At 64.3% G+C, this 23,345-nt stretch carries 24 protein-coding genes and 1 pseudogene; 11 read left to right on the top strand and 14 right to left on the bottom strand.

The features are described 5' to 3' along the window. Positions 1–7: 7 nt before the first annotated feature. Positions 8–1,549 carry an ABC transporter ATP-binding protein gene (locus APH33_RS03495; RefSeq protein ID WP_054883809.1) on the bottom strand — a complete coding sequence of 514 codons (1,542 nt, stop codon included), beginning with the start codon at positions 1,547–1,549 and terminating at the stop codon, positions 8–10. A gap of 250 nt (positions 1,550–1,799) precedes the next feature. Here APH33_RS03495 and APH33_RS27600 point away from each other — a divergent pair, with 250 nt between their 5' ends. The 3 genes from APH33_RS27600 to xth all read left to right on the top strand — a co-directional run bounded on the left by APH33_RS27600 (position 1,800) and on the right by xth (position 3,325). Next, complete coding sequence (locus APH33_RS27600; protein WP_054883808.1) at positions 1,800–2,057, top strand: hypothetical protein; 258 nt, start codon at positions 1,800–1,802, stop codon at positions 2,055–2,057. 237 nt (positions 2,058–2,294) lie between these two features. Next, on the top strand, positions 2,295–2,537 hold the full coding sequence (locus APH33_RS03485) for a hypothetical protein (RefSeq protein WP_054883807.1): 243 nt from the start codon (positions 2,295–2,297) through the stop codon (positions 2,535–2,537). Further along, entirely contained in the window at positions 2,534–3,325 is a 792-nt protein-coding gene (gene xth / locus APH33_RS03480; protein ID WP_054883806.1) for an exodeoxyribonuclease III, read from the top strand. Before APH33_RS03485 ends, xth begins: the two co-directional genes overlap by 4 nt. Position 3,326: 1 nt before the next feature. On the opposite strand, the gene APH33_RS03475 is transcribed toward xth, so the two are convergent. The 4 genes from APH33_RS03475 to APH33_RS03460 are packed head-to-tail and all read right to left on the bottom strand — an operon-like array spanning position 3,327 to position 8,836. Beyond that, positions 3,327–5,528, bottom strand: coding sequence for a xanthine dehydrogenase family protein molybdopterin-binding subunit (locus APH33_RS03475; RefSeq protein ID WP_054883805.1), 2,202 nt, complete (start codon positions 5,526–5,528; stop codon positions 3,327–3,329). Next, a complete protein-coding gene (locus tag APH33_RS03470; RefSeq protein WP_054883804.1) occupies positions 5,525–6,526 on the bottom strand; it encodes a xanthine dehydrogenase family protein subunit M in 1,002 nt (333 codons plus the stop codon). Before APH33_RS03470 ends, APH33_RS03475 begins: the two co-directional genes overlap by 4 nt. Further along, positions 6,523–7,029 carry a (2Fe-2S)-binding protein gene (locus tag APH33_RS03465; RefSeq protein WP_054883803.1) on the bottom strand — a complete coding sequence of 169 codons (507 nt, stop codon included), beginning with the start codon at positions 7,027–7,029 and terminating at the stop codon, positions 6,523–6,525. The genes APH33_RS03470 and APH33_RS03465 overlap by 4 nt, the downstream gene beginning before the upstream one ends. 19 nt (positions 7,030–7,048) lie before the next feature. Beyond that, complete coding sequence (locus APH33_RS03460) at positions 7,049–8,836, bottom strand: thiamine pyrophosphate-requiring protein (RefSeq protein WP_054883802.1); 1,788 nt, start codon at positions 8,834–8,836, stop codon at positions 7,049–7,051. 149 nt (positions 8,837–8,985) lie between these two features. On the opposite strand from APH33_RS03460, the gene APH33_RS03455 reads away from it, so the two are divergent. After that, the gene (locus tag APH33_RS03455; protein WP_156351880.1) at positions 8,986–9,519 is read left to right on the top strand and encodes a cupin domain-containing protein; all 534 of its coding nucleotides are present in this window, start codon (positions 8,986–8,988) and stop codon (positions 9,517–9,519) included. Between the two features lie 54 nt (positions 9,520–9,573). Here the strand turns inward: APH33_RS03455 and APH33_RS03450 are convergent, their stop codons facing one another. The 8 genes and pseudogenes from APH33_RS03450 to APH33_RS27125 form a co-directional block, all read right to left on the bottom strand. After that, complete coding sequence (locus APH33_RS03450; protein ID WP_054883800.1) at positions 9,574–10,587, bottom strand: methionine ABC transporter ATP-binding protein; 1,014 nt, start codon at positions 10,585–10,587, stop codon at positions 9,574–9,576. Between the two features lie 3 nt (positions 10,588–10,590). Further along, entirely contained in the window at positions 10,591–11,361 is a 771-nt protein-coding gene (locus APH33_RS03445) for a MetQ/NlpA family ABC transporter substrate-binding protein (RefSeq protein WP_054883799.1), read from the bottom strand. A 22-nt stretch (positions 11,362–11,383) separates the two neighbouring features. Further along, the gene (locus APH33_RS03440) at positions 11,384–12,049 is read right to left on the bottom strand and encodes a methionine ABC transporter permease (protein ID WP_054883798.1); all 666 of its coding nucleotides are present in this window, start codon (positions 12,047–12,049) and stop codon (positions 11,384–11,386) included. Then, complete coding sequence (locus APH33_RS03435) at positions 12,046–13,416, bottom strand: LLM class flavin-dependent oxidoreductase (RefSeq protein WP_054883797.1); 1,371 nt, start codon at positions 13,414–13,416, stop codon at positions 12,046–12,048. The genes APH33_RS03440 and APH33_RS03435 overlap by 4 nt, the downstream gene beginning before the upstream one ends. Positions 13,417–13,428: 12 nt before the next feature. Then, positions 13,429–14,652, bottom strand: a pseudogene (locus APH33_RS03430) (SfnB family sulfur acquisition oxidoreductase). 153 nt (positions 14,653–14,805) lie between these two features. After that, entirely contained in the window at positions 14,806–15,186 is a 381-nt protein-coding gene (locus APH33_RS03425; protein ID WP_054883796.1) for a hypothetical protein, read from the bottom strand. A gap of 82 nt (positions 15,187–15,268) precedes the next feature. Next, positions 15,269–16,732 carry an MFS transporter gene (locus APH33_RS03420; RefSeq protein WP_082433421.1) on the bottom strand — a complete coding sequence of 488 codons (1,464 nt, stop codon included), beginning with the start codon at positions 16,730–16,732 and terminating at the stop codon, positions 15,269–15,271. Positions 16,733–16,746: 14 nt separating this feature from the next. After that, positions 16,747–16,896 (bottom strand): hypothetical protein, encoded by a 150-nt coding sequence (locus tag APH33_RS27125; RefSeq protein ID WP_156351877.1) that lies wholly within the window; start codon positions 16,894–16,896, stop codon positions 16,747–16,749. A gap of 169 nt (positions 16,897–17,065) precedes the next feature. Between APH33_RS27125 and APH33_RS03415 the strand changes: the two genes are divergently transcribed. Both APH33_RS03415 and arfB read left to right on the top strand, forming a co-directional pair. Continuing rightward, positions 17,066–17,290, top strand: a complete 225-nt coding sequence (locus tag APH33_RS03415; protein ID WP_054883794.1) for a hypothetical protein — start codon at positions 17,066–17,068, stop codon at positions 17,288–17,290. A gap of 79 nt (positions 17,291–17,369) precedes the next feature. Beyond that, on the top strand, positions 17,370–17,783 hold the full coding sequence (gene arfB / locus APH33_RS03410) for an alternative ribosome rescue aminoacyl-tRNA hydrolase ArfB (RefSeq protein WP_054883872.1): 414 nt from the start codon (positions 17,370–17,372) through the stop codon (positions 17,781–17,783). 219 nt (positions 17,784–18,002) lie between these two features. Here arfB and APH33_RS03405 read toward each other — a convergent pair whose 3' ends face one another. Continuing rightward, the gene (locus tag APH33_RS03405; RefSeq protein ID WP_054883793.1) at positions 18,003–18,686 is read right to left on the bottom strand and encodes a type 1 glutamine amidotransferase domain-containing protein; all 684 of its coding nucleotides are present in this window, start codon (positions 18,684–18,686) and stop codon (positions 18,003–18,005) included. Positions 18,687–18,855: 169 nt separating this feature from the next. On the opposite strand from APH33_RS03405, the gene APH33_RS03400 reads away from it, so the two are divergent. The 5 genes from APH33_RS03400 to pstB all read left to right on the top strand — a co-directional run bounded on the left by APH33_RS03400 (position 18,856) and on the right by pstB (position 23,344). Next, positions 18,856–19,347 (top strand): GNAT family N-acetyltransferase, encoded by a 492-nt coding sequence (locus tag APH33_RS03400; protein WP_054883792.1) that lies wholly within the window; start codon positions 18,856–18,858, stop codon positions 19,345–19,347. 200 nt (positions 19,348–19,547) lie between these two features. Then, on the top strand, positions 19,548–20,576 hold the full coding sequence (pstS, locus tag APH33_RS03395; protein ID WP_054883791.1) for a phosphate ABC transporter substrate-binding protein PstS: 1,029 nt from the start codon (positions 19,548–19,550) through the stop codon (positions 20,574–20,576). A 72-nt stretch (positions 20,577–20,648) separates the two neighbouring features. Further along, complete coding sequence (gene pstC / locus APH33_RS03390) at positions 20,649–21,614, top strand: phosphate ABC transporter permease subunit PstC (RefSeq protein WP_054883790.1); 966 nt, start codon at positions 20,649–20,651, stop codon at positions 21,612–21,614. Next, on the top strand, positions 21,614–22,507 hold the full coding sequence (gene pstA, locus APH33_RS03385; protein WP_054883789.1) for a phosphate ABC transporter permease PstA: 894 nt from the start codon (positions 21,614–21,616) through the stop codon (positions 22,505–22,507). The genes pstC and pstA overlap by 1 nt, the downstream gene beginning before the upstream one ends. A gap of 75 nt (positions 22,508–22,582) precedes the next feature. Next, positions 22,583–23,344 carry a phosphate ABC transporter ATP-binding protein PstB gene (pstB, locus tag APH33_RS03380; protein WP_050437214.1) on the top strand — a complete coding sequence of 254 codons (762 nt, stop codon included), beginning with the start codon at positions 22,583–22,585 and terminating at the stop codon, positions 23,342–23,344. Position 23,345: the final 1 nt, after the last annotated feature.

Raw genomic sequence — 23,345 nt, 5'->3', positions numbered from 1 at the left:
GTTCTCCTCAGGTGGCGGTGTGCGCGGTATCGAACTGGCCGGCCATCCAGCTGCCGACCTCCACGCTGTGGGTGTCAGCAGTGGCCTTGAGCGGCGACAGGCGCCCGCTGCACAGGGCGCCGATGCGGTCGCTGATCTGCAACAGTTCATCGAGGTCTTCGGAAATCACCAGGATCGCCGCGCCGGCATCGCGCAGGGCGATCAGGGCGCGGTGGATCGCTGCGGCGGCCCCGACGTCGACGCCCCAGGTCGGGTGGGCGGCGACTAGCAGCCTGGGGTTCTGCAGGATTTCCCGGCCAAGGATGAACTTCTGCAGGTTGCCGCCAGACAGGCTGCGTGCCGTTGCCTGCGCATCCGGCGCCTTGACTGCGAAGCGCTGGATGATCTGCTCGGCCAGCGCCTGCACTTTGCTCGAGCGGACCAGGCCACGTTCGACCAGGCCCTGCTGGAAGGCGGTAAGCAGGGCATTGTCGGCCAGGCTCATGTCCGGCACCGCGCCGTGGCCCAGGCGCTCGGCCGGGACGAAAGCCAGGCCCAGGGCGCGACGGGCATCCGGATGCAGGTTGGCCATGGGCTGGTTGTCGAGACTGATGCGTTCACGCTCGCTGGCGTTCAGGCGGGTTTCGCCGCTGAGCAAGGCCAGCAATTCCTCCTGGCCGTTGCCGGCAACTCCGGCGATACCGACGATTTCACCGCTGCGTACTTCCAGGCGCAGGTGCTCGAACGAGGTGCCGAACGGGTCCTGGTTGCGCCAGCTGAGGTCGTCTACCCGCAGGCGTGGCAGGCCACCGGCGCGCTTCGGGTAGCTGGCTTCGAGCCCTTCGGCATCGCCGACCATCAGCCGCGCCAGCTGCAGGTCGCTGCAGTCGGCAGGTACGCAGGCGCCGGCAACCCGGCCCGCACGCAGCACGGTGGCGCTGTGGCAAAGGGCACGCACTTCATTGAGCTTGTGGCTGATGAACAGGATGCTGCAGCCTTCGCTGGCCAGCGTACGCAGGGTGACGAACAGTTGCTCGACTTCCTGGGGCGTCAGCACCGAGGTCGGTTCATCGAGGATCAGCAATTTGATGTCCTGCATCAGGCAGCGCACGATCTCCACCCGCTGGCGCTCGCCGATCGACAGGCTGTGCACCAGGCGCTCCGGCTCCAGCGCCATGCCATAACGCTGCGAGACCTCACGGATGCGCGGCGCCAGCTGCTTCGGCGAGCCCGCCTCGCGGCCCAGTGCCAAGGCGATGTTCTGCGCCACGGTCAGGGTCTCGAACAGCGAAAAATGCTGGAACACCATGCCGATTCCCAGCCTGCGGGCCTGGCCCGGCTCATCCACTTGCACAGGCCGACCTTCCCACCACAGCTGGCCGGCGTCCGGCCGGGTGACCCCGTAGATGATCTTCATCAGGGTGCTCTTGCCCGCGCCGTTCTCGCCCAGCAGGGCATGGATCTCACCGGCGGCGATGCGCAGGTCGACGCGGTCGTTGGCCAGCGTACCCGGGTAGCGCTTGCTGATGGCACGTAGCTCGAGGCGCAGGTGCGCAGGGGTTTCGGACATGGGCTGCTCGACGTGGTGGAGGTGAGCAGCTTGCAAAGCAAAAACATGGCCAGGTGGTCAGATTCCCGTTCGACGGCCGTTGCAGACGGGCCTACGGCCAGTCAGGGCAGGTTGCCGGGCAGGTGCAGCGGTAGGCGGGATGTGTGGTTTTGGGGCGTTGCGGGCGCCAAAGTGGGGCGAAATTCAAGCATGAGCTGCCTTGATGCATTCACATAATGCGACTAATACTAAAGAGCTGCCGAGAAGAGGGATGGTCATGCAGACGCGCTTCGTTGTGGTACCCGCGCTACCGCTGGAAAAGGAATACCTACCGAGAGGGGCGGGCTTCCCCACGTCCTTGGGCAGGGGCTACGACCTTTACGACACGCGCGACAAGCTCAGGCTGACGCTAAATTTTCCTACGCGGGCTGAAGCGGATTACGCCTGTGCCTGCCGTAACGGCCTGCTGAGCGCGCCAGATGAAGACGCCTGCGGCGGGCACTCAGGGTGGTGTGCCGCCGAAACCTGACGCGCCAAGGCAGCTTCGCCACCTTGGCGTAGCCACACTTTCCTCGCCGCTTTGCTGCACCACCCGCTGCTCAACCGCAGCCATGGGTGGGTCGAGCACGATTCCCGCTGATGCTGCACGAGACCTCACGCCTGAGCATGGCGCAGGTCGACGAAGAGGCCGCCGACCACGTTGCGGTTGAACGTTGCCAGGGTGCAGGGCTCATACATGCAAAGGGCACAGCGAGGAGTGTCACCCATGAGCATCGAACGCAGCATCCCCGAGCTTGAGGCCTGGTACGCCCAGTACGATGACATCAGCTACCGCCGCGAGTCGCCGGATGCCTACTATCATGAACTGGTTCGCACAGCGGAGGCCTTGCGCGACGATGGTGCCATCGACTGGGATGACTGGCTGGCACTCAAAGCGCTGGCTGATGACGCCCATGTCCATGCCTTGGCAGATGCCGTGCAGGCCCACGTGAGCGACCCGGACGCATGAAAGCGCTGAAGATTGCCACCTTCAACATCAACGGCATCCGCAGCCGCTTGCCGGCGCTGCTGGCCTGGCTGGAACGGGAGCAGCCAGATATCGCCTGCCTGCAGGAACTCAAGGCGCCTGACGTGCAGTTCCCTCGTCAGGAGCTGGAGGCAGCAGGGTACGGCTGCCTTTACCAGGGGCAGCCGTCCTGGAACGGCGTGGCGATCCTGGCCCGTGGCAGCGAACCGCTGGAGGTCCGCCGCGGCTTGCCTGGCATGGAGGATGACAGCCAGAGCCGCTATCTGGAGGCAGCGGTGCATGGCGTGCTGGTGGCCTGCCTGTACCTGCCCAACGGCAACCCGCAGCCGGGGCCGAAGTTCGACTACAAGCTGCGCTGGTTCGAATGCCTGATCAAGCATGCCAAAGGGCTGTACGCAAGCGGCCACCCGACGCTGCTGGCCGGTGATTTCAATGTGGTGCCGACCGACCTGGACATCTACAACCCCCGCTCGTGGCTGAAGGATGCGCTGCTGCAGCCCGAGTCCCGCGCGTGCTATCAGCAGTTGCTGGACCAAGGCTGGGTCGATGCCATCCGCCACCTGCACCCGGACGAGCGCGTGTACACCTTCTGGGATTACTTCCGTAATCACTGGGCACGCAACGCCGGGCTGCGCATCGACCACCTGCTGCTCAACCCGGACCTTGCGCCTTACCTGAAACGGGCCGGGGTCGACGCCTGGGTGCGTAACGAAGCCAAGGCCAGTGACCACGCGCCGGTGTGGATCGAGGTGGGTGGGCGCAAGCGATAGCTCACAGCAGCGTGTCCAGGGTGATCGGAAACGCCCTGATGCGCTTGCCCGTGGCGTGGTAGACCGCATTGGCGACTGCCGCCGCCACCCCGACCACGCCGATTTCACCCACGCCTTTGGAACCCAGCTCGTTGACGATGTCGTCCTGCTCATCGACAAATATCACCTCGACATCGGCGACGTCGGCGTTGACCGGAATGTGATACTCGGCCAGGTTGTGGTTGAGTATCCGGCCCAGCGCGTGGTCAGTCTGGCTCTGTTCCTGCAGGGCCATGCCAAGCCCCCACACGACACCGCCCAGGATCTGGCTGCGAGCGGTTTTCGGGTTGACCACACGCCCGGCCGCGATGGCACTGACCACGCGCCTGACCTTGATCGTGCCCAGCGCCTCATCTACCTGGACTTCAACGAACACTGCCGAGTGCGTTGCGGTGGAAAACGCGTCACGCTTGGTGCTCGGTTCTGCATCGATCTGTATCTCGAAACAGCCTTTTTCCGCAGTGGCGGCAATGTCCGCAAGCGCGATGCGCTGGTTGCCGAAATGCAGGTGGCCATCGGCGAAGCGGACGTCCTCCACGGGTAGGCTGGCCAGTGCAGGGTAGGCCATGCGTGCGTGCTCCAGCACCTTGCTGCGCAGGACCTGGCAGGCTTGCAGGACTGCCGCACCGACGGACGAGACGGTGAACGAGCCGCCCTGCAAGGGCGCGGTGGGCAGTGAGGAGTCGCCCAGCACGAAGGTCACGTCCGCGACCGGCAGGCCCACCGCGTCGGCGGCGATCTGGGTCATGACCGTGTAGGTGCCGGTACCGATATCGGTGGTCGCGCTGCTGACCGTCAGGTGGCCTTGTGCGTCCAGCCGCGCCTTGGCGCTGGCCTTCATCTGCATGGCTTCCCACACGCCGCCCGCCATACCCCAACCGATCAGTTGCCGGCCTTCTCGCATACTACGTGGTACGGCAGTACGACTGCTCCAGCCGAAGCGCCTGGCGCCTTGGTCATAGCAGGCCAGCAATGCCTTGCTGGAGTACGGTTTGCCTTCGTTGCCGTTATGGTCGGCGAAGTTGACCCGCCGCAATTGCACCGGGTCGATGTCGAGCGCACAGGCCAGTTCATCCATCGCGCATTCCAGGGCAAGGACACCGGAGCCTGCACCGGGCGCACGCATGTCCAGGGGGGTGTACACGTCGAGCGGGGTCAGGCGATAGCTCAGGGCAACGTTATCGCAGCGGTACAGCATGCCGCTCCATTCCACCAGGTGCTCGGTGAAGTCCTCGAAGCGAGACGTCTGGCCAGTCGCGTCATGGGCAACCGCCAGCAACCGGCCGTCGGTATCGGCCCCCAGGCGCAGGCGCTGCAGCGTGCGAGGCCGGTAGCCAAAGGTGAACATCTGTTGGCGGGTGAGGGTGACCCTGACCGACCGTTTCAGTTGCAGTGCGGCCATGACCGCAAGCGGTAACTGGTACTGCGGACGCAACCCTGAGCCGAACGCCCCACCGACATACGCGGCCAGCACCCGGACGTTGTCCTTGGGCAACCCGAACACCTTGTGCAGGTAGTCCCGGCAGTTCTGCGTACCTTGGGTCTTGTCGTGTATCTCGAGCTGATCGCCGGGTTTGTAGAGGACCGTCGAGGCATGCGGTTCCATGGGGTTGTGATGCTCGTTGGCGGTCTGGTAGGTCGCATCGACCTTGACCGGCGCATGGGCGAACTGCCCGGCGAAGTCGCCACGCGGCGCGGGCGTCTCGGCCGGGGCCGGGTGGCTGTGATCAAGGACGGCCAGCAAGTCGGTCTGGTGCGCCTCCTGGCTGTACTCGATGCTGATCAGCGAGCCTGCGTAGCGGGCCAGCTCGAGGTTTTCCGCCACCACCAGTGCCAGCGGCTGCCCGCTGTACAGCACGCGGTCATTGAACAATGGGCGAAAGGGCGCGCCTTCGGCCGAGTCTGCGTCGCTGTAGTCATCGTCGTAACTGGAAACCCGAGGACGGTGGGCATGGTCCAGCACGGCGATGACGCCGGGTACCTTGAGCGCCTCGCTGCTGTCGATGCGAAGCACCCGGCCACGGGCGATGGTGCTGCAGACGACGCTGCCATGCAGCAGGCCGGTGTCGGGGTATTCGCCGGCATAGCGAGCCTGCCCGGTGACCTTTGCCAGGCCATCGACACGGTCTATGGGCTGGCCGACAACGGGGGTAATGCCATTCATGGGGTGGCTCCTGGGTAGGTTTTGCCAAAGGCGGCTTCACTCAGCGCACGGACGATGGCCCGGTGTGCGAGGGGGACCTTGAAACCGTTGTGGTTCAGCGGCCTGGCACCTTGCAGCAAGAGGTGGGCGGCTTGCGTGAACAGTGCCTCGGAAGGCGCCTGGCCCAGCAATGCCTGTTCAGCGGTGGCTTCGCGCCAAGGCTTGTGCGCTACACCGCCGAGCGCCAGGCGGGCCTGCTCAATAAGGCCGCCCTTGATACTCAGGCCCGCCGCGACCGATACCAGGGCAAAGGCATACGATGCCCGGTCGCGGATCTTCAGGTAGCTGCAATGCGCCGCGAAGTGTGGCGGGGGCAGCTCGATGGCGACGACCAGTTCATCATCGCTCAGGTGATTGTCGCGCTCGGGTGCGTTCCCCGGCAGGCGGTGGAACTGGGCGAAGGTGATCTGGCGCTCACCGCCCGTACCCTGCACATGTACCACCGCGTCCAAGGCGGCCAGGGCGACGCACATGTCAGAGGGATGGGTGGCGACACAGGCGGCGCTGGCACCGAGGATCGCGTGCATCCGGTTCAGCCCGCTGCGCGCCGGGCAGCCGCTGCCGGGCTCGCGTTTGTTGCACGGCGTGCCGGTGTCGTAGAAGTAAGCGCAGCGTGTGCGTTGCAGCAGGTTGCCACCGGTGGTCGCCATGTTTCGCAACTGCGGCGAGGCGCCTGCCAGGATGGCCTGGGACAGCAGTGGATAGCCTTGCTCGACCCGTGGGTCCCAGGCCAGTTCGGCATTGCTGACCAGTGCGCCGATGCGCAAGCCACCGTTTGCAGTGGCTTCGATTTCCCTGAGCGGCAGGCCCGAGATGTCGATCAGGCGCTCAGGCCGTATGACGTTTTCCTTCATCAGGTCGACCAGGTTGGTGCCGCCGGCAATGAACCGGGACGACAGGCTGGCGAGGTGGATGGCTTCGTTGACGGAGGCAGGTTTGTGGTAGCTGAAGGGGTTCATTTGCCTGCCTCCTGCATCAGCGGCAGGGCTTCTTCAACGGCCGCGACAATGTTGCTGTAGGCGCCGCAACGGCACAGGTTGCCGCTCATCTGCTCGCGTATGGCTTCGCGGTTGTCAGCCCGCCCTTCGCGGGCCAGGCCGACAGCCGAGCAGATCTGCCCGGGGGTGCAATAGCCGCACTGGAAAGCGTCATGGGTGATGAACGCGCGTTGCATGGGGTGCAACTGGTCGCCAGTGGCAAGACCTTCGATGGTGACCAATTCGGCGCCGTCGCACATGACCGCCAGAGTCAGGCAGGCATTCACCCGCCGGCCGTCACGCAACACGGTGCAAGCGCCGCACTGGCCGTGATCACAGCCTTTCTTGGTGCCGGTCAGGTCCAGCTGTTCACGCAGCAGATCCAGCAGCGTCGTCCATGGCAGGACCTGCAGCGAGCGGGCCTGCCCGTTCAGTGTCAGGCTGATGGGGTGCGCCTGGGCGTCTTCGGGAGTGATTGCACGCATGGGAGGTCCTCACGGTGGGTCATTTTTTGCCCGGCAATACCGAGCTGAGTACTTGTTTGGCCGTCTGCACGATGACGCCGGCCTGGTCCGGGTCGCCCTGCAGCAGGGTGCTGGCGAATTTCCTGGCTTGTTCCACCTTGATATGCGGCGGCAGCGGCGGCACGTCGGGGTCGGTCTTGAATTCGATCAGTACCGGCCGGTCGGCGGCCAGGGCCCGCTCCCAGGCGCCGGCGATGTCTTCTTCGCGCTCGACGTAGATGCCTTGCAGGCCGATGGAGATGGCGAACAGGTGGTAGGGCACGTCGGGTATCGATTGCGAAGCCTCGAACTTCGGGTCGCCCTCCATCACCCGCTGCTCCCAGGTGACCTGGTTGAGGTCTTCGTTGTTGAACACGGCGCAGATCCATTGCGGGTTGTCCCACTGCTGCCAGTACTTGGCCACGGTGATCAGCTCGGCCAGGTTACTCATCTGCATCGCGCCATCACCGACCAGGGCGACCACGGCGCGCTCTGGCTGAGCGAACTTGGCGGCTATCGCGTAGGGCACGGCCGCGCCCATGCTGGCCAGGCCGCCAGACAACGAGCACTGCATGCCCTGACGGATTTGCAGGTCGCGGGCGAACCAGTTGGCGCAGGAGCCGGAATCGCTGGTGATGATCGCGTTGTCGGGCAGGCGTGGAGAAAGCTCGTGCACCACGCGTTGCGGGTTGATCGGCTCGGCCCTGACCAGTGCGCGTTTTTCCAGGGTCTTGTCCCAGTGCGCCCGCCAGCTTTCGACCTTGTCACGCCAGCGCCGGTCCGCCTTGTGCTCCAGCAGTGGCAACAGCGCGTGCAGGGTTTGCGCGGCGTCGCCAACCAGGTTCACCTCCATCGGGTAGCGCAGGCTGAGCATGTCGGGTTGCAGGTCGATCTGCACGCCACGGGCCTGGCCTTCCTTGGGCAGGAATTCGGAATACGGGAAGCCCGAGCCGATCATCAGCAGGGTGTCGCACTCGCTCATCAGCCGGTAGCTGGGTTCGGTGCCGAGCAGGCCGATGGAACCGGTGACCCACGGCAGATCATCGGGCAACACAGCCTTGCCCAGCAGCGCCTTGGCCACCCCTGCGCCGAGTTTTTCCGCAGTCGCAATGACCTGCTCGGTGGCTTGCAGCGCGCCGGCCCCAACCAGTATCGCCACCTTGCGCCCAGCGTTGAGCACGTCGGCGGCGCGCTGCAGGTCCTCGTCGAAGGGGACTACTTTGGGCTTACTGTAGCCAATGCCGGAATGCACCGTGCCATGGGCTCTGGGCGGCTCGTTGTAGGGCAGGTCCTGCAGATCGTTGGGCAGGATGATGGCGGTGACCCGGCGCTCACCGACCGCGGTGCGCACAGCGCGGTCGAGCAGGTGGCGGACCTGTTCCGGCGTGGATGCTTGCTGGACGAAGGCACCGGCCACATCCTTGAACATCGACAGCAGGTCGAGCTCTTGCTGGTAGTGCCCGCCAAGCGCGGCGCGCGCCTGCTGACCGACGATGGCCAGCACCGGCTGGTGGTCCATGCGCGCATCGTACAGGCCGGTGAGCAGGTGCGAGGCACCCGGGCCGGAGGTAGCGATGCACACGCCCAGTTCGCCGGTGAACTTGGCGTGGGCGCTGGCCATGAATGCGGCCATTTCTTCGTGGCGGGCCTGGATGAACTCGATCTTGCCGTTGGCCCGGCTCAGGGCACCGAACACGCCATTGATGCCATCGCCGGGGTAGCCAAAGATGCGCCGCACCCCCCATTGATACAAGCGCTCCACCAGAAAGTCGCCTACCGTGCCAGTCATCGTCTTCTCCCGGAATGTCCTCGATAGGGGTCTGGACTTGGCCGGCTTCGGGAAAGTTTCACCTGTGTTCACGTCTGTCGGCTGACCGGAACCTCGTCGTCCTCGCAGGCTTCCCAGGCACATCGACCCACTGATCAGGACCCATGCAGATGAGCGCTATCGACACTACCAGCGGCAACTTGCAGACCCTGCTTTTCGACGATGACGGGGCCACACCCAACAACCGTTTTCCGGTACTGCTGTACCGGTTTCAGCTCGACCCTGCAGAGGACAATGCCAGTGCTTTCGAGGCGCTGTTCTCGGCCCACCAGTGGGCACCGCTATGGCGTGCCGGCATCTTCGACTTCCACCATTTTCACCCCAACGCCCACGAGGCCCTGGGCGTCGCCAGGGGGCATGCCCAGGTCACCCTTGGCGGCGAAGCGGGGCAGACGCTGAGTGTCAAAGTGGGGGATGTGCTGGTGTTGCCGGCGGGTACCGGTCACCGTTGCGTAGAAGCCAGCGATGACTTTCTGGTGGTCGGCGCCTATCCGCACGGGCAGGAGCAGTACGACATCCAGCGTCCCGATCGGGCAAGGCACCAACAGGCGTTGGCGCGTATCGCTGCCGTGCCCGTCCCCGCGCAGGACCCGGCCACAGGCATGCAGATGACCCACTGGCATAACCGAACCTCAAACGACTGAGGGCGCGCATGGCCCTGTAGCCCTGGGCGGCCTGGTCGCTGTGGCGCTGGGCTGTCAAACCCACTCGACCCGGTCGGCCAGCCGGCTGGCCCGCTGCATCAGGACTTCGGCCGGGGTCGCGTTGCTGATCGCCAGGCGCAGGCGCCCGAGGTAGCGGCCTTGAATAGGCTCGATGGAAGCCGAATGCAGGGTCACCCCTTCGCCCAGTGCTGCGCTGATAGCCGGCAGGTCAGGCTGCAAGTGCTGGTTACCGGTGTAGTGCAGGTCGATATAACGGTGACCGGGTTGGCTGGCCTGGCGCGGCAGGGCGGCGTCGCTCAGGAGGATGCGGCTGACAGGGTGCTGGGGATTGCCGAACACTTGCCACACCTCACCGGCCTCGACGATACGGCCTTGTTCCAGTACTGCCACGCGGTCGCACAGGTCGCGTATCACCTGCATTTCGTGGGTGATCAGGACGATGGTCAGGCCCAGCCGCTGGTTGATATCGCGCAACAGCTCAAGCACCGACTCGGTACTTTGCGGGTCGAGTGCCGAGGTGGCCTCGTCGCACAGCAGGATCTGCGGTTGCAACACCAGCGCCCGGGCAATGCCCACGCGCTGCTTCTGGCCGCCTGACAGTTGCGCCGGGTAGTTTCCGGCGCGCTCTGCCAGGCCCACCAGCTGCAACAGTTCCCGCACCCGGGCGGCGCGTTGCGCGCGCGGCACACCGGCCATGCGCAGCGGCAACTCGACATTCTCCCAGACGTTGCTGTTGGCCAGCAGGTTGAAGTGCTGGAAGATCATCGCCACCTTGCGCCGCAGGCTCTGCAGGGGCTTGCCCTGCAGGCCGGCAATGTCCTGGCCGTCGATCAGCACCTGGCCGGCGCTGGGCGCCTCCAGGCGGTTGAGCAGGCGCAGCAGCGAGGACTTGCCCGCGCCACTGCGGCCGATGATGCCGAACACCTCGCCGCGGCGTATTTCCAGGTCGATGGCATCAAGCGCGCTGACCCCGCCGTAGCGCTTGTGGATGCCCTGCAGTTGGACGTGGGCCAGGGCTGGCTGGAGCTGCTGCTGAAAGCGACTCATGGCTCAGAACCCTGGGGCGATCTGGCCCTTGTAGCGGGTCAGGATGAAATTGCGCACTTCGGGCGAGTTGAGCGCCTTGGCCAGTTTCTGGATACCGGGGTCCTGCAGGTTGTCGGGGCGGGCGACCAGGTACTCGACATACAGGTCCTTGCCTTTCTCGACGATCAGCGCGCTGTTGGTGTCGATACCCGCCTCCAGTGCGTAGTTGGCGAAAACGAAGGCCAGGTCCACCTGCTTGACCGAACGGGCCAGCATGGCGCCTTCCAGCTCGCGGATCTTCAGATGGCGTGGGTTGTCGGTGATGTCACGCTGGGTGGATTGCGGGTTGGCCGGGTCCTTGAGCCTGAGCAATCCGGCCTCGGCCAGCAGCACCAGGGCACGGCCGGTATTTACCGGGTCATTGGGGATGGCCACGCTGGCGCCATCGGGCAACTCGGCCAGGGTCTTGTACTTGGCCGAGTAGGCGCCGAACGGCTCGATGTGCACACCGACCACCGGGACCAGGTCGGTATGCCGGGTCTGGTTGAAGTCGTTGAGGAACGGCCGGTATTGGTAGTAGTTGGCATCCAGGTGCTTTTGCGCCAGTTGCAGGTTGGGCTGGATGAAGTCGTTGAATACCTTGATGTCGAGGTCCACGCCCTCTTTGGCCAGGGCTGGCTTGACGAATTCGAGGATCTCGGCGTGGGGCACCGGCGTGGCGCCGACCACCAGATGTTCGGCGGCCTGTGCGCTGAAGGCGATGAAGGCGGCGAGGGCAGTGAGGGTCTTTCTCATGATGGGGATACCTTGAAGGGATTCAGCGTCGGGTGAAATGTCTTACCAGGCGGTCACCGCTCATCTGCAACACCTGCACCAGCAGGATCAGCAGCAGCACGGTGACCACCATCACATCGGTCTGGAAGCGCTGGTAGCCGAAGCGGATCGCCAGGTCGCCGAGGCCGCCGCCGCCGATCACGCCGGCCATGGCGGTGTAGTCGACCAGCACGATGGCGGTGACCGTGACGGCCGCGATCAGCCCGGTGCGCGCTTCGGGCAGCAGGGTGTAGCGGATGATCTGGGCGATGCTGCCGCCCATGGCCTGGCTGGCTTCCACCAGACCGCGGTCGACTTCGCGCAGGGCGGTTTCCACCAGGCGGGCGAAGAACGGCGTGCAACCGACCACCAGCGGCGGGATGGTGCCCTTGACCCCGAGGGAAGTACCGGTCAGCAGCGTGGTCAACGGGATCAGCACGATCAGCAGGATGATGAACGGCAGCGAACGCAGCACGTTGACCACAACCGAAAGGGCACGGTAGAGCGGCCCGTTGGCCAGCAGTTGGCGTTGCCCGGTGAGGTACAGCAATACCCCCAGGGGCAGGCCGAACAGCACCGTGAAGCCCAGTGCCGCGCCCAGCATGCTCAGGGTGTCGAGGCATGCCTGGGCGATTTCGCCCCAATCGAGGTTGCTCAGCAGTTCGTTCATCGGCGAGCCTCACGGCGCAGCGCGGCGACAGGGTGCGATCCGCCCAGGCGGTCGCCGCGGCCGAACAGCTTGTTGCGCAAGGTGCCGGATTGGTAGGCCCGCTTGAACAAGCCGCGGGCCTGCAGCTCCGGCACCAGCAGGTCGACCACCGCTGCAAAGGTTTCCGGCGCGACCACGCTGGCCAGGTTGAAACCGTCGACGCCGGTTTCCTCCACCCATTCCTGCAATTGATCGGCCACGGTCTGTGCCGAGCCTACCAGCACCGGGCCGTCGCCACCGATGGCGCAATATTCGGCAATTTCGGCGGTGGTCCAGGTGCGTGTCGGGTCGGCGCGGGTGAAGGCCTCCACGGCGGACTGGATGGCGTCGCTGGGCACGTCGCGCAGCACCTGGTCGGGGGCGTATTCGGCGAAGTCGATACCGGTCCAGCCGGCCATCAGCGTCAAGGCGCCGCTGGCGCTGGCGTACTGGCGATACTCATCGAGCAGGGCCAGGGCCTGCTGGTCGGTTGGCGCGACGATGACCGTCAGTTGTTCGAGGATCTGTACCTCGTCGGCCGCGCGGCCGGCGGCAGCCACTGCCGCACGCAGTTCGGCCACTTGCTTGCGCAGCACCGCCTTGCTGGGGGCGGCGACGAACACGCACTCGGCATGGGCGGCGGCGAAGGCTCGGCCGCGGCTCGAGGCGCCGGCCTGGTAGATCACCGGCGAGCGTTGCGGCGAGGGCTCGCTCAAGTGAAAACCCGGCACCTTGAACCAGGTGCCCTGGTGGTCGATGCCCTGGACCTTGCGCGGGTCGGCATACACCCCGGTTGCCCGGTCGGCCTGGACCGCATCGTCTTCCCAGCTGGTTTCCCAGAGCTTGTAGCAGACCTGCAGGTATTCCTCGGCCAGTGCATAACGCTGATCGTGGCTGAGTGGCGGTTGCCCCAGGTTGCGTGCGCCGCTGGCAAGGTAAGAGGTGACGATGTTCCAGCCGGCGCGCCCCTGGGTCAGGTGATCGAGGGTGCTCATGCGCCGGGCGAACGGGTAGGGGTGCTCGAACGACACCGACGCGGTCACGCCGAAACCCAGGTGGCGGGTGGCGGCGGCCATGGCGGGTACCAGCTGCAACGGGTCGTTGACCGGCACTTGGGCTGCGCTGCGCAAGGCCGCGTCGGCATTGCCGCCATACACGTCATAGACACCCAGCACGTCGGCGATGAAGAGCCCGTCGATGCAGCCCCTTTCCAGGGTCTTGGCAAGTTCTACCCAATAGTGGATATCGGTATAGCGGGTGGCCTGGTCCCGCGGGTGGCGCCAGAGCCCCGGCGAAAGATGGCCGACGGTGTTCATGGCAAAGGCATTGAGGCGGATCTGCTTGGTCATGGTCGCGCTGCCTCAGTTCCAATCATGGCGTGCAGGCTTGATGCCGTTCAAGGCCCAGTTGCCGACCAGGTGATATTTCCAGCGCACCGGGTCGTGCAGGGTATGCACCCGGGCGTTGCGCCAGTGGCGGTCGAAGTTGTGCTGGGTCAGTGACGAGCGCGTGCCGCCCAGTTCGAACAGGCGGTTGCTGGCCTCGATGGCCACCTCGGTGGTGAGCACCTTGGCCTTGGCCACGGCCACCGAGGCCAGGGCCACATTGTCTTCATCCGGTGCTGGTCTGGCCGCGTCCAGCGCCAGGCCGGCGCGCTCCAGCAGCGCCTCGGCCGCTTCCTGGCGGATTTCCAGTGAGCCGACCTGGATGATGGTCAGCGGGTCTTCACTGGCCTTTTCGACCTTGGCGTCGATCCACGGGCGCGCGTGCTGGCGCACGAAGGCAATGGTGTCGTCCAGCGCCGCACGGCCGATGCCGGCATCGATGGCGGCGGTAGTCAGCTGGGCGAAGGGGCCGGCGAGGGTCGGGCTCTCGTAGGAGCGGTAGCTGGGGAACAGGTTGAAGGCCGGTACCCGCAGGCCATCGAGCAGCACGGTACCGCTGGAGGTGGTGCGCTGGCCAATGCTGCTCCAGTCGTCGACGATCACCAGGCCAGGCGTGCCGCGTTCGACGAATGCCAGTTGCGCACGGTCCTGCTCATCCAGCGCCAGTACCCCGATCCAGTGGGCGTACAACGAGCCGGTGCAGTAGCCTTTGCGCCCATCGATGCGAAAGCCGTCGCCTTCGGCCACCAGGCGTGTGCGGATGTCCTGGACGGTCTTGCCGCCGGTTTCCGACAAGGCATTGGCAAAGCGATGGCCCTGCAGCACCAGGCCGAAGAAGTGGCGCTGTTGTTCGGCGGTGCCTTGCAGGCGGATGTCTTCGAGCAGGCAGTAATGATTCTGCGGAATCTGCCCCAACGAAGGGTCGGCGCCCGAGACGATGGCGATGACGCGCGCGAGCGTGGCGTACGATACCTCGGCACCGCCATAGGCCCGTGGCACGGTTATGCCCCACAGCCCGCTGTTGGAGAATGCGTCGACAATGTCTACCGGTACTTGCCGCTGTCGATCGCGTTCGGCCGCGCCTTCGCGCAGCAGTGCAGCGACCTAGTGGGCGACGGCGATCGCCTCGCCGTCGTTTTCGATGATGTGGGCTGCAGGGCGGCGGATTTCGTAGGCTGCAGAGAGGATTTCGCTAGGCATGGACAACTCGATGTGTAGTCGGACGACTTCACATTGCAGCTGTTGTGCCAGCCCCGGGAGTGCCGCAAACCAAGGCTTTGCAGCCAGCCTGGGGCGAGCGTTCCTGTGTGGATCGCCGCCAACTGTTGGCCGGCTGTTGCCTGCGCAACAGTGTCAGGCGTTGTTGCGCAGGGCTGCCACCAGTTCGGCCTTGGTCATGGTCGAGCGGCCTTTGATGTCCTTGCTGCGCGCCTCCTTGAGCAGGCTTGCCTTGGTCTGGCTTTCCAGCGAGCTGCCGGATGCGCGGGCGTGCCCTTCGCGTGACTTCGCTGCACGCCTGGCCGAGTCCGAACGGGCAGTCTTCTTCTCGCCAGCGGAGGTCTTGCTGCCAGAACCGCCTGACTTCTCGCCACCCCCGGACTGCTTGTTGACGGTGGCCCAGGCGCGCGCCTCGGCTTCATTCTTCGACACGCCCTTGTGCTCGTAGCTTTCTTCGATATGCTCGGCCTTGCGCTTCTGCTTGTCGGTGTATTTGTCCTTGTCGCCGCGTGGCATGGCATTCACTCCTGCGTGGTGTACCTGAACGGTTGAAGGCCTGGGGGCGCCCGGAGTGCCATTGAATGGACGGACGGTGCGCTCAGGGTTCGCTCATCTGCGACAGCGGCCTGGCCACCTGCTCGAGCGAACACCGCTCGGCCGCCACGCCCCATAGCGCCTGGGTCAGGCCGGCAATGATCATCAGCGCCGCGCCGATCAGGTAGCCGTACAGCACGTAGGCGCGTTCACCGGTTTCGATCAGCGCACCGAACAGGGTCGGCCCGACCAGGCCGCCCAGACCGGTGCCGAAGGCATAGAACACCGCAATCGCCAGGGCCCGGATTTCCAGCGGGAAGGTCTCCGCCACGGTGAGGTAGGCGGAACTGGCCGCCGCCGAAGCGAAGAAGAAAATCACCATCCAGGCCAGGGTCTGCTGGGTCACGTCGAGCAGCTCTCGCTGGAACATGTAGCCGCTGATGGCCAGCAGCATCCCCGACAGCAGATAGGTCGAACTGATCATGATGCGCCTGCCGACCACGTCGAACAGCCTGCCCAGCAACAGCGGGCCGCAGAAGTTGCCCAGCGCGAACGGCAGGATATACCAGCCCACCTTGGCCGCCGGCACCTGGTAGAAGTCGGTCAGCACCAGCGCATAGGTGAAGAAGATCGCGTTATAGAAGAATGCTTGTGCGCTGAGCAAGGTCAGGCCTACCAGGGCACGACGCCGATGCTCGACGAACAAGCTCTGGAACACCTCGCGCAAAGGCGTGTGGTCGCGCGCGCGCAGCTTCAGCGGAGGGTCTTGAAGCGGTGGGATCGCGATCCCGCGTTCGTGGTAATGCCGCTCGATATCGGCGACGATGCGCTCGGCGTGTTGCGGCTGCTTGTGGATCATCAGCCAGCGCGGGCTTTCCGGGACCCACAGGCGCATCAGCATGATCAGCAGGCCCAGCACTGCGCCGATGCCGAAACACAGGCGCCAACCAAGGTCACCACCGGCAATCGCCGGGTCGAGCAAAAACACCGCACCGGCCGCGCCGAGCGCTGCGCCGATCCAGAAAGTGCCGTTGATGGTCAGGTCGACCCAGCCGCGGTAGCGCGCCGGGGTGAATTCCTGGATGGTCGAGTTGATGGCCGTGTACTCGCCGCCGATGCCGGCACCGGTGAGAAAGCGGAACAGCAGGAAGCTCCACAGGCTCCATGAGAACGCCGTGGCTGCCGTGGCGCCGATGTACAGGAACAAGGTGATGAAGAACAGCCTGCGCCGCCCAAGGCGGTCGGTCAGCCAGCCGAAGAACAGCGCACCGATGACCGCACCGGCGATGTACGTAGCGCCTGCCAGGCCGATGTCGGTGTTGCTCATGTGCAGCGCAGGGCTGGCCCTGAGCGCGCCCGCCACCGAGCCCGCCAGGGTGACTTCCAGGCCATCGAGCAGCCAGGTGATGCCCAGCGCCAGCACCAGCAAGGTATGAAAACGCGTCCACGGCAGGCGGTCGAGGCGGGCAGGGATGTCGGTGCTGTACACGGGGGCAGCACCGCGCTCCTGCAAGGCTTGGCTCGTCACTGCAATGCCGTCACTCAGCCGTCCGATTGCTCTTCTGGCGGCACCTGTCCCTCAGGCCAGTCTGGAGCCTCCTGTTGCGGTTCGGGTCGCGGCTTGGGTACGGGCTCGCCCGGATTGTGCGGCACCTCGTCGACATACGGGTCAGGGTGGTTGGGATCGATCATGGCCTGTCTCCTGAAAGCATGGTTACCTTCCGTTAGGGCGCGCAGGGGCGTTGCTGTTCAATCCGATTCGCCAGTGGCTGCCAGGGAGTCTGCCCGGGCGCGAATGGATCAAACTTTTGCGTGCCGCAGGGCTCTTCTTAAAAGACACCACTGCCCCGAGGAGCAACCCATGAAGCACACCGACGGCAAGACCGGCGACAAAGTCCCCCGGCCGATTTCCTCTGAGGAGGCGCAGCGCGGCGAGAAGGCGCCGGACCCGGTGCTTGAAAATCCGGACCCTGATACCGAAGCCGTGGACAAGGTGATTACGCCGACATCGGTCAAGGAGCAGGAAGCGCTGACCCGCGCGACCAGAAAGCGCTTGGCTGAGGTTGATGAGAAAGCTCGGCACTGAACCTGGCGTCCAGCGAGGTTTGTGCTTTGGGCGAGCGGCGTAGGCTGTGATAATGGAGGACCATCCCAAGGGCCATGCCATGCTGACCATTTCCAATAACGTGCATTTGCCAGATGCCGACATCGAGCTGACTTACATCCGCGCGCAAGGCGCGGGTGGGCAGAATGTCAACAAGGTGTCCAGCGCCGTGCACCTGCGCTTCGACATTCGGGCCTCGTCGCTGCCCGAGTTCTACAAGGCGCGGCTGCTGGCGCTGCGTGACAGCCGCATCACCGGTGATGGCGTGTTGATCATCAAGGCCCAACAGTACCGCACCCAGGAACAGAACCGCGCTGACGCTTTGGCGCGACTTGCCGAGTTGATCGTCGCTGCCGGCAAGGTCGAGAAGAAACGCCGGCCTACCAAGCCGACCCTCGGTTCGAAGACCCGACGCCTGGAGGGAAAAGCCAGGCGCAGTACTGTCAAGGCGGGGCGGGGGAAGGTGGAGTTCTAGCCACTCTGTAGGTTGAAGTCCTGATCCAGCCGCCTCGCTAACTCGCCAGCTCCATACTATCTTGCGGCAGCCGAACCGCTTTGGAAGACTTCGGCCTCGTTCAAAGCAAACTCACCTTTAGAAGGCTCTGCCGAATAAAGGCGTTACAAAATGACTGACAATCGCACTGGCCTGCGCCCCAGGCAGCCAGCGTGCCTGGCCGCCTGGGGCGTCGCACTGTCAGCTGGCCAAGCGCTTGAGCAATGCCTTGGCCACCGCCTCGGATGAGGCAGGGTTCTGCCCGGTGATCAGATGGCCGTCTTCGACCACATGGCTTGCCCAGTCCGCTGCCTTGGAGTACTCGCCACCTTTGGCCTTGAGCATGTCTTCCACGAGAAAAGGTACCACGTGGGTCAGCCCGACGGCCTCTTCCTCACTGTTGGCGAAGCCCGTGACCCGCTTGCCTTTTACCACCGGGTGGCCGTCTGGCGTGTTCACATTCTTCAGAACGCCTGGGGCATGGCATACCGTCGCAATCGGCTTGTTGGCGGCATAGAACGCTTCGAGCAAGGTTTTCGAATCGGTATCCTCGGCCAGGTCCCACAGCGGTCCGTGGCCACCGGGGTAGAACACCGCATCGAAGTGATAAGGGTCGACCTCGCCCAGCGGCACGGTGTCGGCGAGCGCCATCTGCCCCTCGGTGTCGCTGGCGAAGCGCCGGGTGGCGTCGGTCTGGGCGTCCGCTTCGTCGCTTTTCGGGTCCAGTGGTGGCTGGCCACCTTTGGGCGAGGCGAGGGTGACGTCGGCATTGGCGTCGACGAACACGTAATAGGGCGCGGCGAATTCTTCCAGCCAGAAGCCGGTCTTCTTGCCGGTGTCGCCAAGCTGGTCGTGCGAGGTCAGTACCATCAGGATCTTTTTCATGCGAGCCAGTCCTCCAGGGGTAAATGGGCAGTGCGTCGTTCGTCCTGCATGATCATGGGAGGGCAGGGCGCAGCAGGCGTTCCATGATAGCCCTCGAAAAGAATGCGGGGTTTGCCGCTCAGCTCTATTACCCTAGTGGCACGATCATTTCATTGATGGATGCCTACCCATGACTAACACCTCATTCCGCCAGCCCGTCATCGCTGACGCCGAGCGCTGCTACGCGATCGAAATCGGTGCCTACGAGGGCGACGAAGCGGCCACGCTGGAGAAGATCCGCACGCGCATCAGCCAATACCCCGAAGGCTTCCTGCTGCTCCAGGACCCCCACGGCATCGTCGGCTTCATCAACAGTGGCTGCGCCCACGAGGTGGTGATGTCCGACGAGGCATTCAAGGAACTGGTCGGCCACGACCCGCAGGCGCCGAACGTGGTGATCATGTCAGTGGTGGTGGACACGGCCCACCAGGGCAAGGGCTACGCCAAGCGGCTGATGCGCGAGTTCATCAGCCGCATGCAGGCCCAGGGCAAGCAGACCATCCACCTGATGTGCAAGGAACAGCACGTCGAGCTGTATCGCAAGATGGGCTACCAGTATGTGCGGCCTTCGCCCTCGGACCACGGTGGCATGGCCTGGCATGAAATGGTCATGGCGCTCTGACCCAGGCCAGTTGTGCTTCGTGATCAGCGCAGGCAGCTGATGGCAAGGTATCGAGTCACATTTGGTTACCAAGCAATGACAGCCCGCTGACTGTGTGCCCCGTTCTAGAGGGGGTTGAAAGGTTCACTGCCATTCAACAGTCACAAAGCTGTAACACAGCTGCTGCAAAGTGTGTCGGCCATCACACGGAGCGCTTTTCCATGATACGCCTGATGAAGTCTGCTGCACTCGCCGTTGCCGTCTCGCTCAGCGCCACTTCGGCCTTTGCCGCAGACAACGTTCGCCTGACCGGTTCCGGCGCCAGTTTCCCTGCACCGATCTACCTGACCTGGTTCAAGGACTTCAGCAAGAACACTGCTGGCGTCACCGTCGACTACCAGTCCAAGGGCAGCGGGGCAGGCGTTCAGGACTTCCTGAACAAGACCGTCGACTTTGCCGCCAGCGACTCGGCCATGAGCGAAGCAGACATTGCCAAGGTCGGCGAAGGCGTGCAGCTGCTGCCGATGACCGCCGGTGAAATCGTCCTGGCCTACAACCTGCCAGGCAACCCGAAAGGCCTGAAACTGCCGCGCGATGTGTACTCCAACATCTTCCTCGGCAAGATCACCCAGTGGAACGACCCACAGATCGTCAAGGCCAACCCAGAGCTGAAACTGCCTGACATGCCGATCACCGTGGTCGTGCGTGCCGATTCCAGCGGCACCAACGCGGTCTTCACCAAGCACCTCTCGGCCATCAATGCCGACTTCAAGAAAGACCTGGGTGAAGGCAACACCGTCAACTGGCCGGCCACCGACAAGTTCATCAAGTCGCCGAAGAACGACGGCGTGACCGCCACCGTTCGCCAGACCCCGGGCGCCATCGGCTACATCGAATACGGCTTCGCCAAGCTGGCCAAGGTCGATTTCGCCTCGCTGCAGAACAAGGCTGGCCAATACGTCGTGCCGAACGCCGAAAGCGGTGCGCAAGCGCTGGCTGCAGTGAAGATGCCGGAAAACCTGATCGCTCACCTGCCAGACCCGGAAGGTGCCAAGTCCTACCCGATCACTTCCTACACCTGGATGATCTTCCGCAAGGACAACGGCAGCCCGGAAAAGGCCAAGGCCATGCGTGACATGGTCGAGTACGGCCTGACCAAGGGTCAGCAGATTGCCGACTCGATGGGCTACATCCCGCTGCCGCCGTCGGTGGTCGATGAAGTGCGCAAAGCCTCGCAAAGCATCCAGTAATACCTTCAGGCGCTCCCGGCGCGGTGTGACAGCCGTGCCGGGGTGTTTGCCCTTAGTCCCGGAACCCGCTAAATGAACACACCTTTTGCCATACCGGATAACCCAGACTCCGCGTGCCAGCCGCCGTCCACCAAGGACTTCCTGGTCGATCGCACCTTCCGTGCCCTTGCGCGCATCGGTGTGGTGCTGATTCTCGCGCTGGTATTCGCATTGGTATACGAAGTAGGACGCAAAGCACTTCCAGGAATGGAAAAGCACGGTTTCGACGTGCTGTTCGGCAGTGTGTGGGACGTCAACCAGGGCAAGTACGGCATTCTGCCCGCCATCTGGGGCACGCTTTACAGCGCCCTGATCGCCTTGTTGATCGCTGGCTTCTTCGGCGTCAGCATGGCCATATTCCTTACCCAGGATTTCCTGCCGGCGAGGCTCGCCGCGGTGTTTCGCACCATCGTCGAGCTGCTCGCCGCCATCCCCAGCGTCGTCTACGGCCTGTGGGGCATCTACGTAGTGATTCCGGCCATCCGGCCGCTGACCGCCTGGCTGAACAGCGAGCTGGGCTGGATCCCGTTCTTCGGCACCTCCCTGAGTGGCCCCGGCCTGCTGCCGGCGGCGTTGGTGCTGGCGATCATGATCCTGCCGACCATCGCCGCGGTTTCCCAGGATGCGCTGACCAGCGTACCGATGAAGACCAAGCAGGCTGCCTACGGCATGGGCACCACCCACTGGGAGGCCATCCTCAAGGTCATGGTGCCGTCGGCCGCCACCGGCATCTTCGGCTCCCTGGTGCTGGGCCTTGGCCGTGCACTGGGCGAAACCATGGCCCTGGCGATGCTGGTGGGTAACGCCAACACCATCACCCTGTCCCTGTTTGCCCCGGCCAACACGCTGGCGGCCTTGCTGGCGCTGAACTTCCCGGAAGCCGGGCCGAACGAGATCGAAGTACTGATGTACGCCGCACTGGTCCTGATGTTCATCACCTTGCTGGTGAACGTGTTCGGGTCGCTGATCATGCTCTACGCCCAGCGGGGTAACAAATAATGACTGACCTCTCTGCAGCCACTACCGCCTTGCCCAGTCTGCAGCGCCGCTTCGAAGGCCGCGCCCTGCGCAGCCTGGTGCTGACCAGCATGGTCTGGTGCGTGGCCCTGTTGGCCAGCGTGCCGCTGATTTCCGTGCTGTACATGCTGATCACCCGGGGCGGTGCGCGCCTGAGCCTGGAAGTGTTCACCGAACTGCCACCCACCGGTTTCGAGATGGGCGGGGGGTTCGGTAATGCCCTGGCCGGTACCTTCGTCATGGTCGGCATCGCCGCCGCCATTGCGGTTCCGGTCGGTATCCTGGCGGCGGTCTTCCTCGCCGAACTTGGGCCTGAGAGCAAGCTGGCCAACGCCTCGCGCTTCGCCGCGAAGATGCTCACCGGCCTGCCGTCGATCCTTGCCGGTGTATTCGCCTACGCCCTGGTGGTGATGACCACTGGTACCTACTCGGCCCCGGCCGGTGGTGTGGCGTTGGCGGTGCTGATGCTGCCGATCGTCGTGCTGACCGCTGAAGAAGCCATGAAGATGGTGCCCAAGATCATGAAGGACGCCGCCTACGGTATGGGCTGCACCCGCGCGCAGGTGATCTGGAAGATCGTCCTGCCGACCGGCATGCCGGCCATCCTTACCGGCGTCATGCTGGCCGTGGCCCGCGCCGCAGGCGAAACCGCGCCGCTGCTGTTCACCGCGCTGTTCAGCAACTACTGGATCTACCACGATGGCAGCCTGGCCGTCATGAACCCCACGGCCTCGCTTGCCGTACTCATCTACAACTTCTCCGGCATGCCGTTCGACAACCAGCTGGAGCTCGCCTGGGCGGCCTCGCTGGTGTTGGTAATGATCGTGCTGGTCGTCAATATTCTTAGCCGCATTTTCGGCAAGCCCAAGTACTGAGAAAGGGAGCATTCGACCGTGAACGTATCAACTGCACAGAGAGCCGCTCCCATGGTCAGCGAAGCGCCAATCGTCATGGACTGCAAGCTGGACAAGATTTTCTACGGCAACTTCATGGCGGTGCGTGACAGCCATGTACCGATCCGCAAGAACGAAATTACCGGCTTCATCGGCCCGTCGGGCTGCGGCAAGAGTACCGTGCTGCGTAGCCTCAACCGCATGAATGACCTGGTCAAAGGCTTCCGCTTCGAAGGCCATGTGCACTTCCTTGGCCAGGATGTCTACGGCAAGGGGGTGGACCCGGTGGTGGTGCGCCGCTACATCGGCATGGTGTTCCAGCAGCCGAACCCGTTCTCCATGAGCATCTTCGACAACGTCGCCTTCGGCCTGCGCCTGAACCGCTACAAGGGTGACATCGGCGACCGCGTCAAGCACGCCCTGCAAGGCGCCGCGCTGTGGGACGAGGTCAAGGACAAGCTCAAGGTCAGCGGCCTGTCGTTGTCCGGCGGCCAGCAGCAGCGCCTGTGCATCGCCCGTGCCATTGCCACCGAGCCAGAAGTGCTGCTGCTCGACGAGCCCTGCTCGGCACTCGACCCGATCGCCACCCGCCGCGTGGAAGAGCTGATGGTCGAGCTGAAGAAGGACTACACCATCGCCCTGGTGACGCACAACATGCAGCAGGCGATCCGTGTCGCCGACACCACTGCGTTCTTCTCGGTCGACATCTCCCAGGGCACCCGCACCGGTTACCTGGTGGAGATGGGCCCGACCACGCAGATCTTCCAGAATCCGCGTGAGCAACTGACCAGTGACTACATCAGCGGCAAGTTCAGCTGAA

This window comes from Pseudomonas sp. NBRC 111130 (assembly GCF_001320485.1).
Taxonomy (GTDB): Bacteria; Pseudomonadota; Gammaproteobacteria; order Pseudomonadales; family Pseudomonadaceae; genus Aquipseudomonas; species Aquipseudomonas vlassakiae.
Note: the sequence above shows the minus strand (reverse complement) of the source record. Positions and strands in the feature narration are given on the sequence as shown.

Coding starts and splice junctions, on each gene's coding strand:
- APH33_RS03475 (WP_054883805.1), bottom strand. CDS start 5,528: ATGAATGGCATTACCCCCGTTGTCGGCCAGCCCATAGACCGTGTCGAT.
- pstB (WP_050437214.1), top strand. CDS start 22,583: ATGGACTGCAAGCTGGACAAGATTTTCTACGGCAACTTCATGGCGGTG.
- APH33_RS03445 (WP_054883799.1), bottom strand. CDS start 11,361: ATGAGAAAGACCCTCACTGCCCTCGCCGCCTTCATCGCCTTCAGCGCA.
- APH33_RS03435 (WP_054883797.1), bottom strand. CDS start 13,416: ATGACCAAGCAGATCCGCCTCAATGCCTTTGCCATGAACACCGTCGGC.
- APH33_RS03495 (WP_054883809.1), bottom strand. CDS start 1,549: ATGTCCGAAACCCCTGCGCACCTGCGCCTCGAGCTACGTGCCATCAGC.
- APH33_RS27600 (WP_054883808.1), top strand. CDS start 1,800: ATGGTCATGCAGACGCGCTTCGTTGTGGTACCCGCGCTACCGCTGGAA.
- APH33_RS27125 (WP_156351877.1), bottom strand. CDS start 16,896: ATGATCGATCCCAACCACCCTGACCCGTATGTCGACGAGGTGCCGCAC.
- APH33_RS03455 (WP_156351880.1), top strand. CDS start 8,986: ATGAGCGCTATCGACACTACCAGCGGCAACTTGCAGACCCTGCTTTTC.
- pstA (WP_054883789.1), top strand. CDS start 21,614: ATGACTGACCTCTCTGCAGCCACTACCGCCTTGCCCAGTCTGCAGCGC.
- APH33_RS03405 (WP_054883793.1), bottom strand. CDS start 18,686: ATGAAAAAGATCCTGATGGTACTGACCTCGCACGACCAGCTTGGCGAC.
- APH33_RS03465 (WP_054883803.1), bottom strand. CDS start 7,029: ATGCGTGCAATCACTCCCGAAGACGCCCAGGCGCACCCCATCAGCCTG.
- pstC (WP_054883790.1), top strand. CDS start 20,649: ATGAACACACCTTTTGCCATACCGGATAACCCAGACTCCGCGTGCCAG.
- APH33_RS03400 (WP_054883792.1), top strand. CDS start 18,856: ATGACTAACACCTCATTCCGCCAGCCCGTCATCGCTGACGCCGAGCGC.
- APH33_RS03485 (WP_054883807.1), top strand. CDS start 2,295: ATGAGCATCGAACGCAGCATCCCCGAGCTTGAGGCCTGGTACGCCCAG.
- APH33_RS03450 (WP_054883800.1), bottom strand. CDS start 10,587: ATGAGTCGCTTTCAGCAGCAGCTCCAGCCAGCCCTGGCCCACGTCCAA.
- pstS (WP_054883791.1), top strand. CDS start 19,548: ATGATACGCCTGATGAAGTCTGCTGCACTCGCCGTTGCCGTCTCGCTC.
- xth (WP_054883806.1), top strand. CDS start 2,534: ATGAAAGCGCTGAAGATTGCCACCTTCAACATCAACGGCATCCGCAGC.
- arfB (WP_054883872.1), top strand. CDS start 17,370: ATGCTGACCATTTCCAATAACGTGCATTTGCCAGATGCCGACATCGAG.
- APH33_RS03425 (WP_054883796.1), bottom strand. CDS start 15,186: ATGCCACGCGGCGACAAGGACAAATACACCGACAAGCAGAAGCGCAAG.
- APH33_RS03415 (WP_054883794.1), top strand. CDS start 17,066: ATGAAGCACACCGACGGCAAGACCGGCGACAAAGTCCCCCGGCCGATT.
- APH33_RS03440 (WP_054883798.1), bottom strand. CDS start 12,049: ATGAACGAACTGCTGAGCAACCTCGATTGGGGCGAAATCGCCCAGGCA.
- APH33_RS03470 (WP_054883804.1), bottom strand. CDS start 6,526: ATGAACCCCTTCAGCTACCACAAACCTGCCTCCGTCAACGAAGCCATC.
- APH33_RS03460 (WP_054883802.1), bottom strand. CDS start 8,836: ATGACTGGCACGGTAGGCGACTTTCTGGTGGAGCGCTTGTATCAATGG.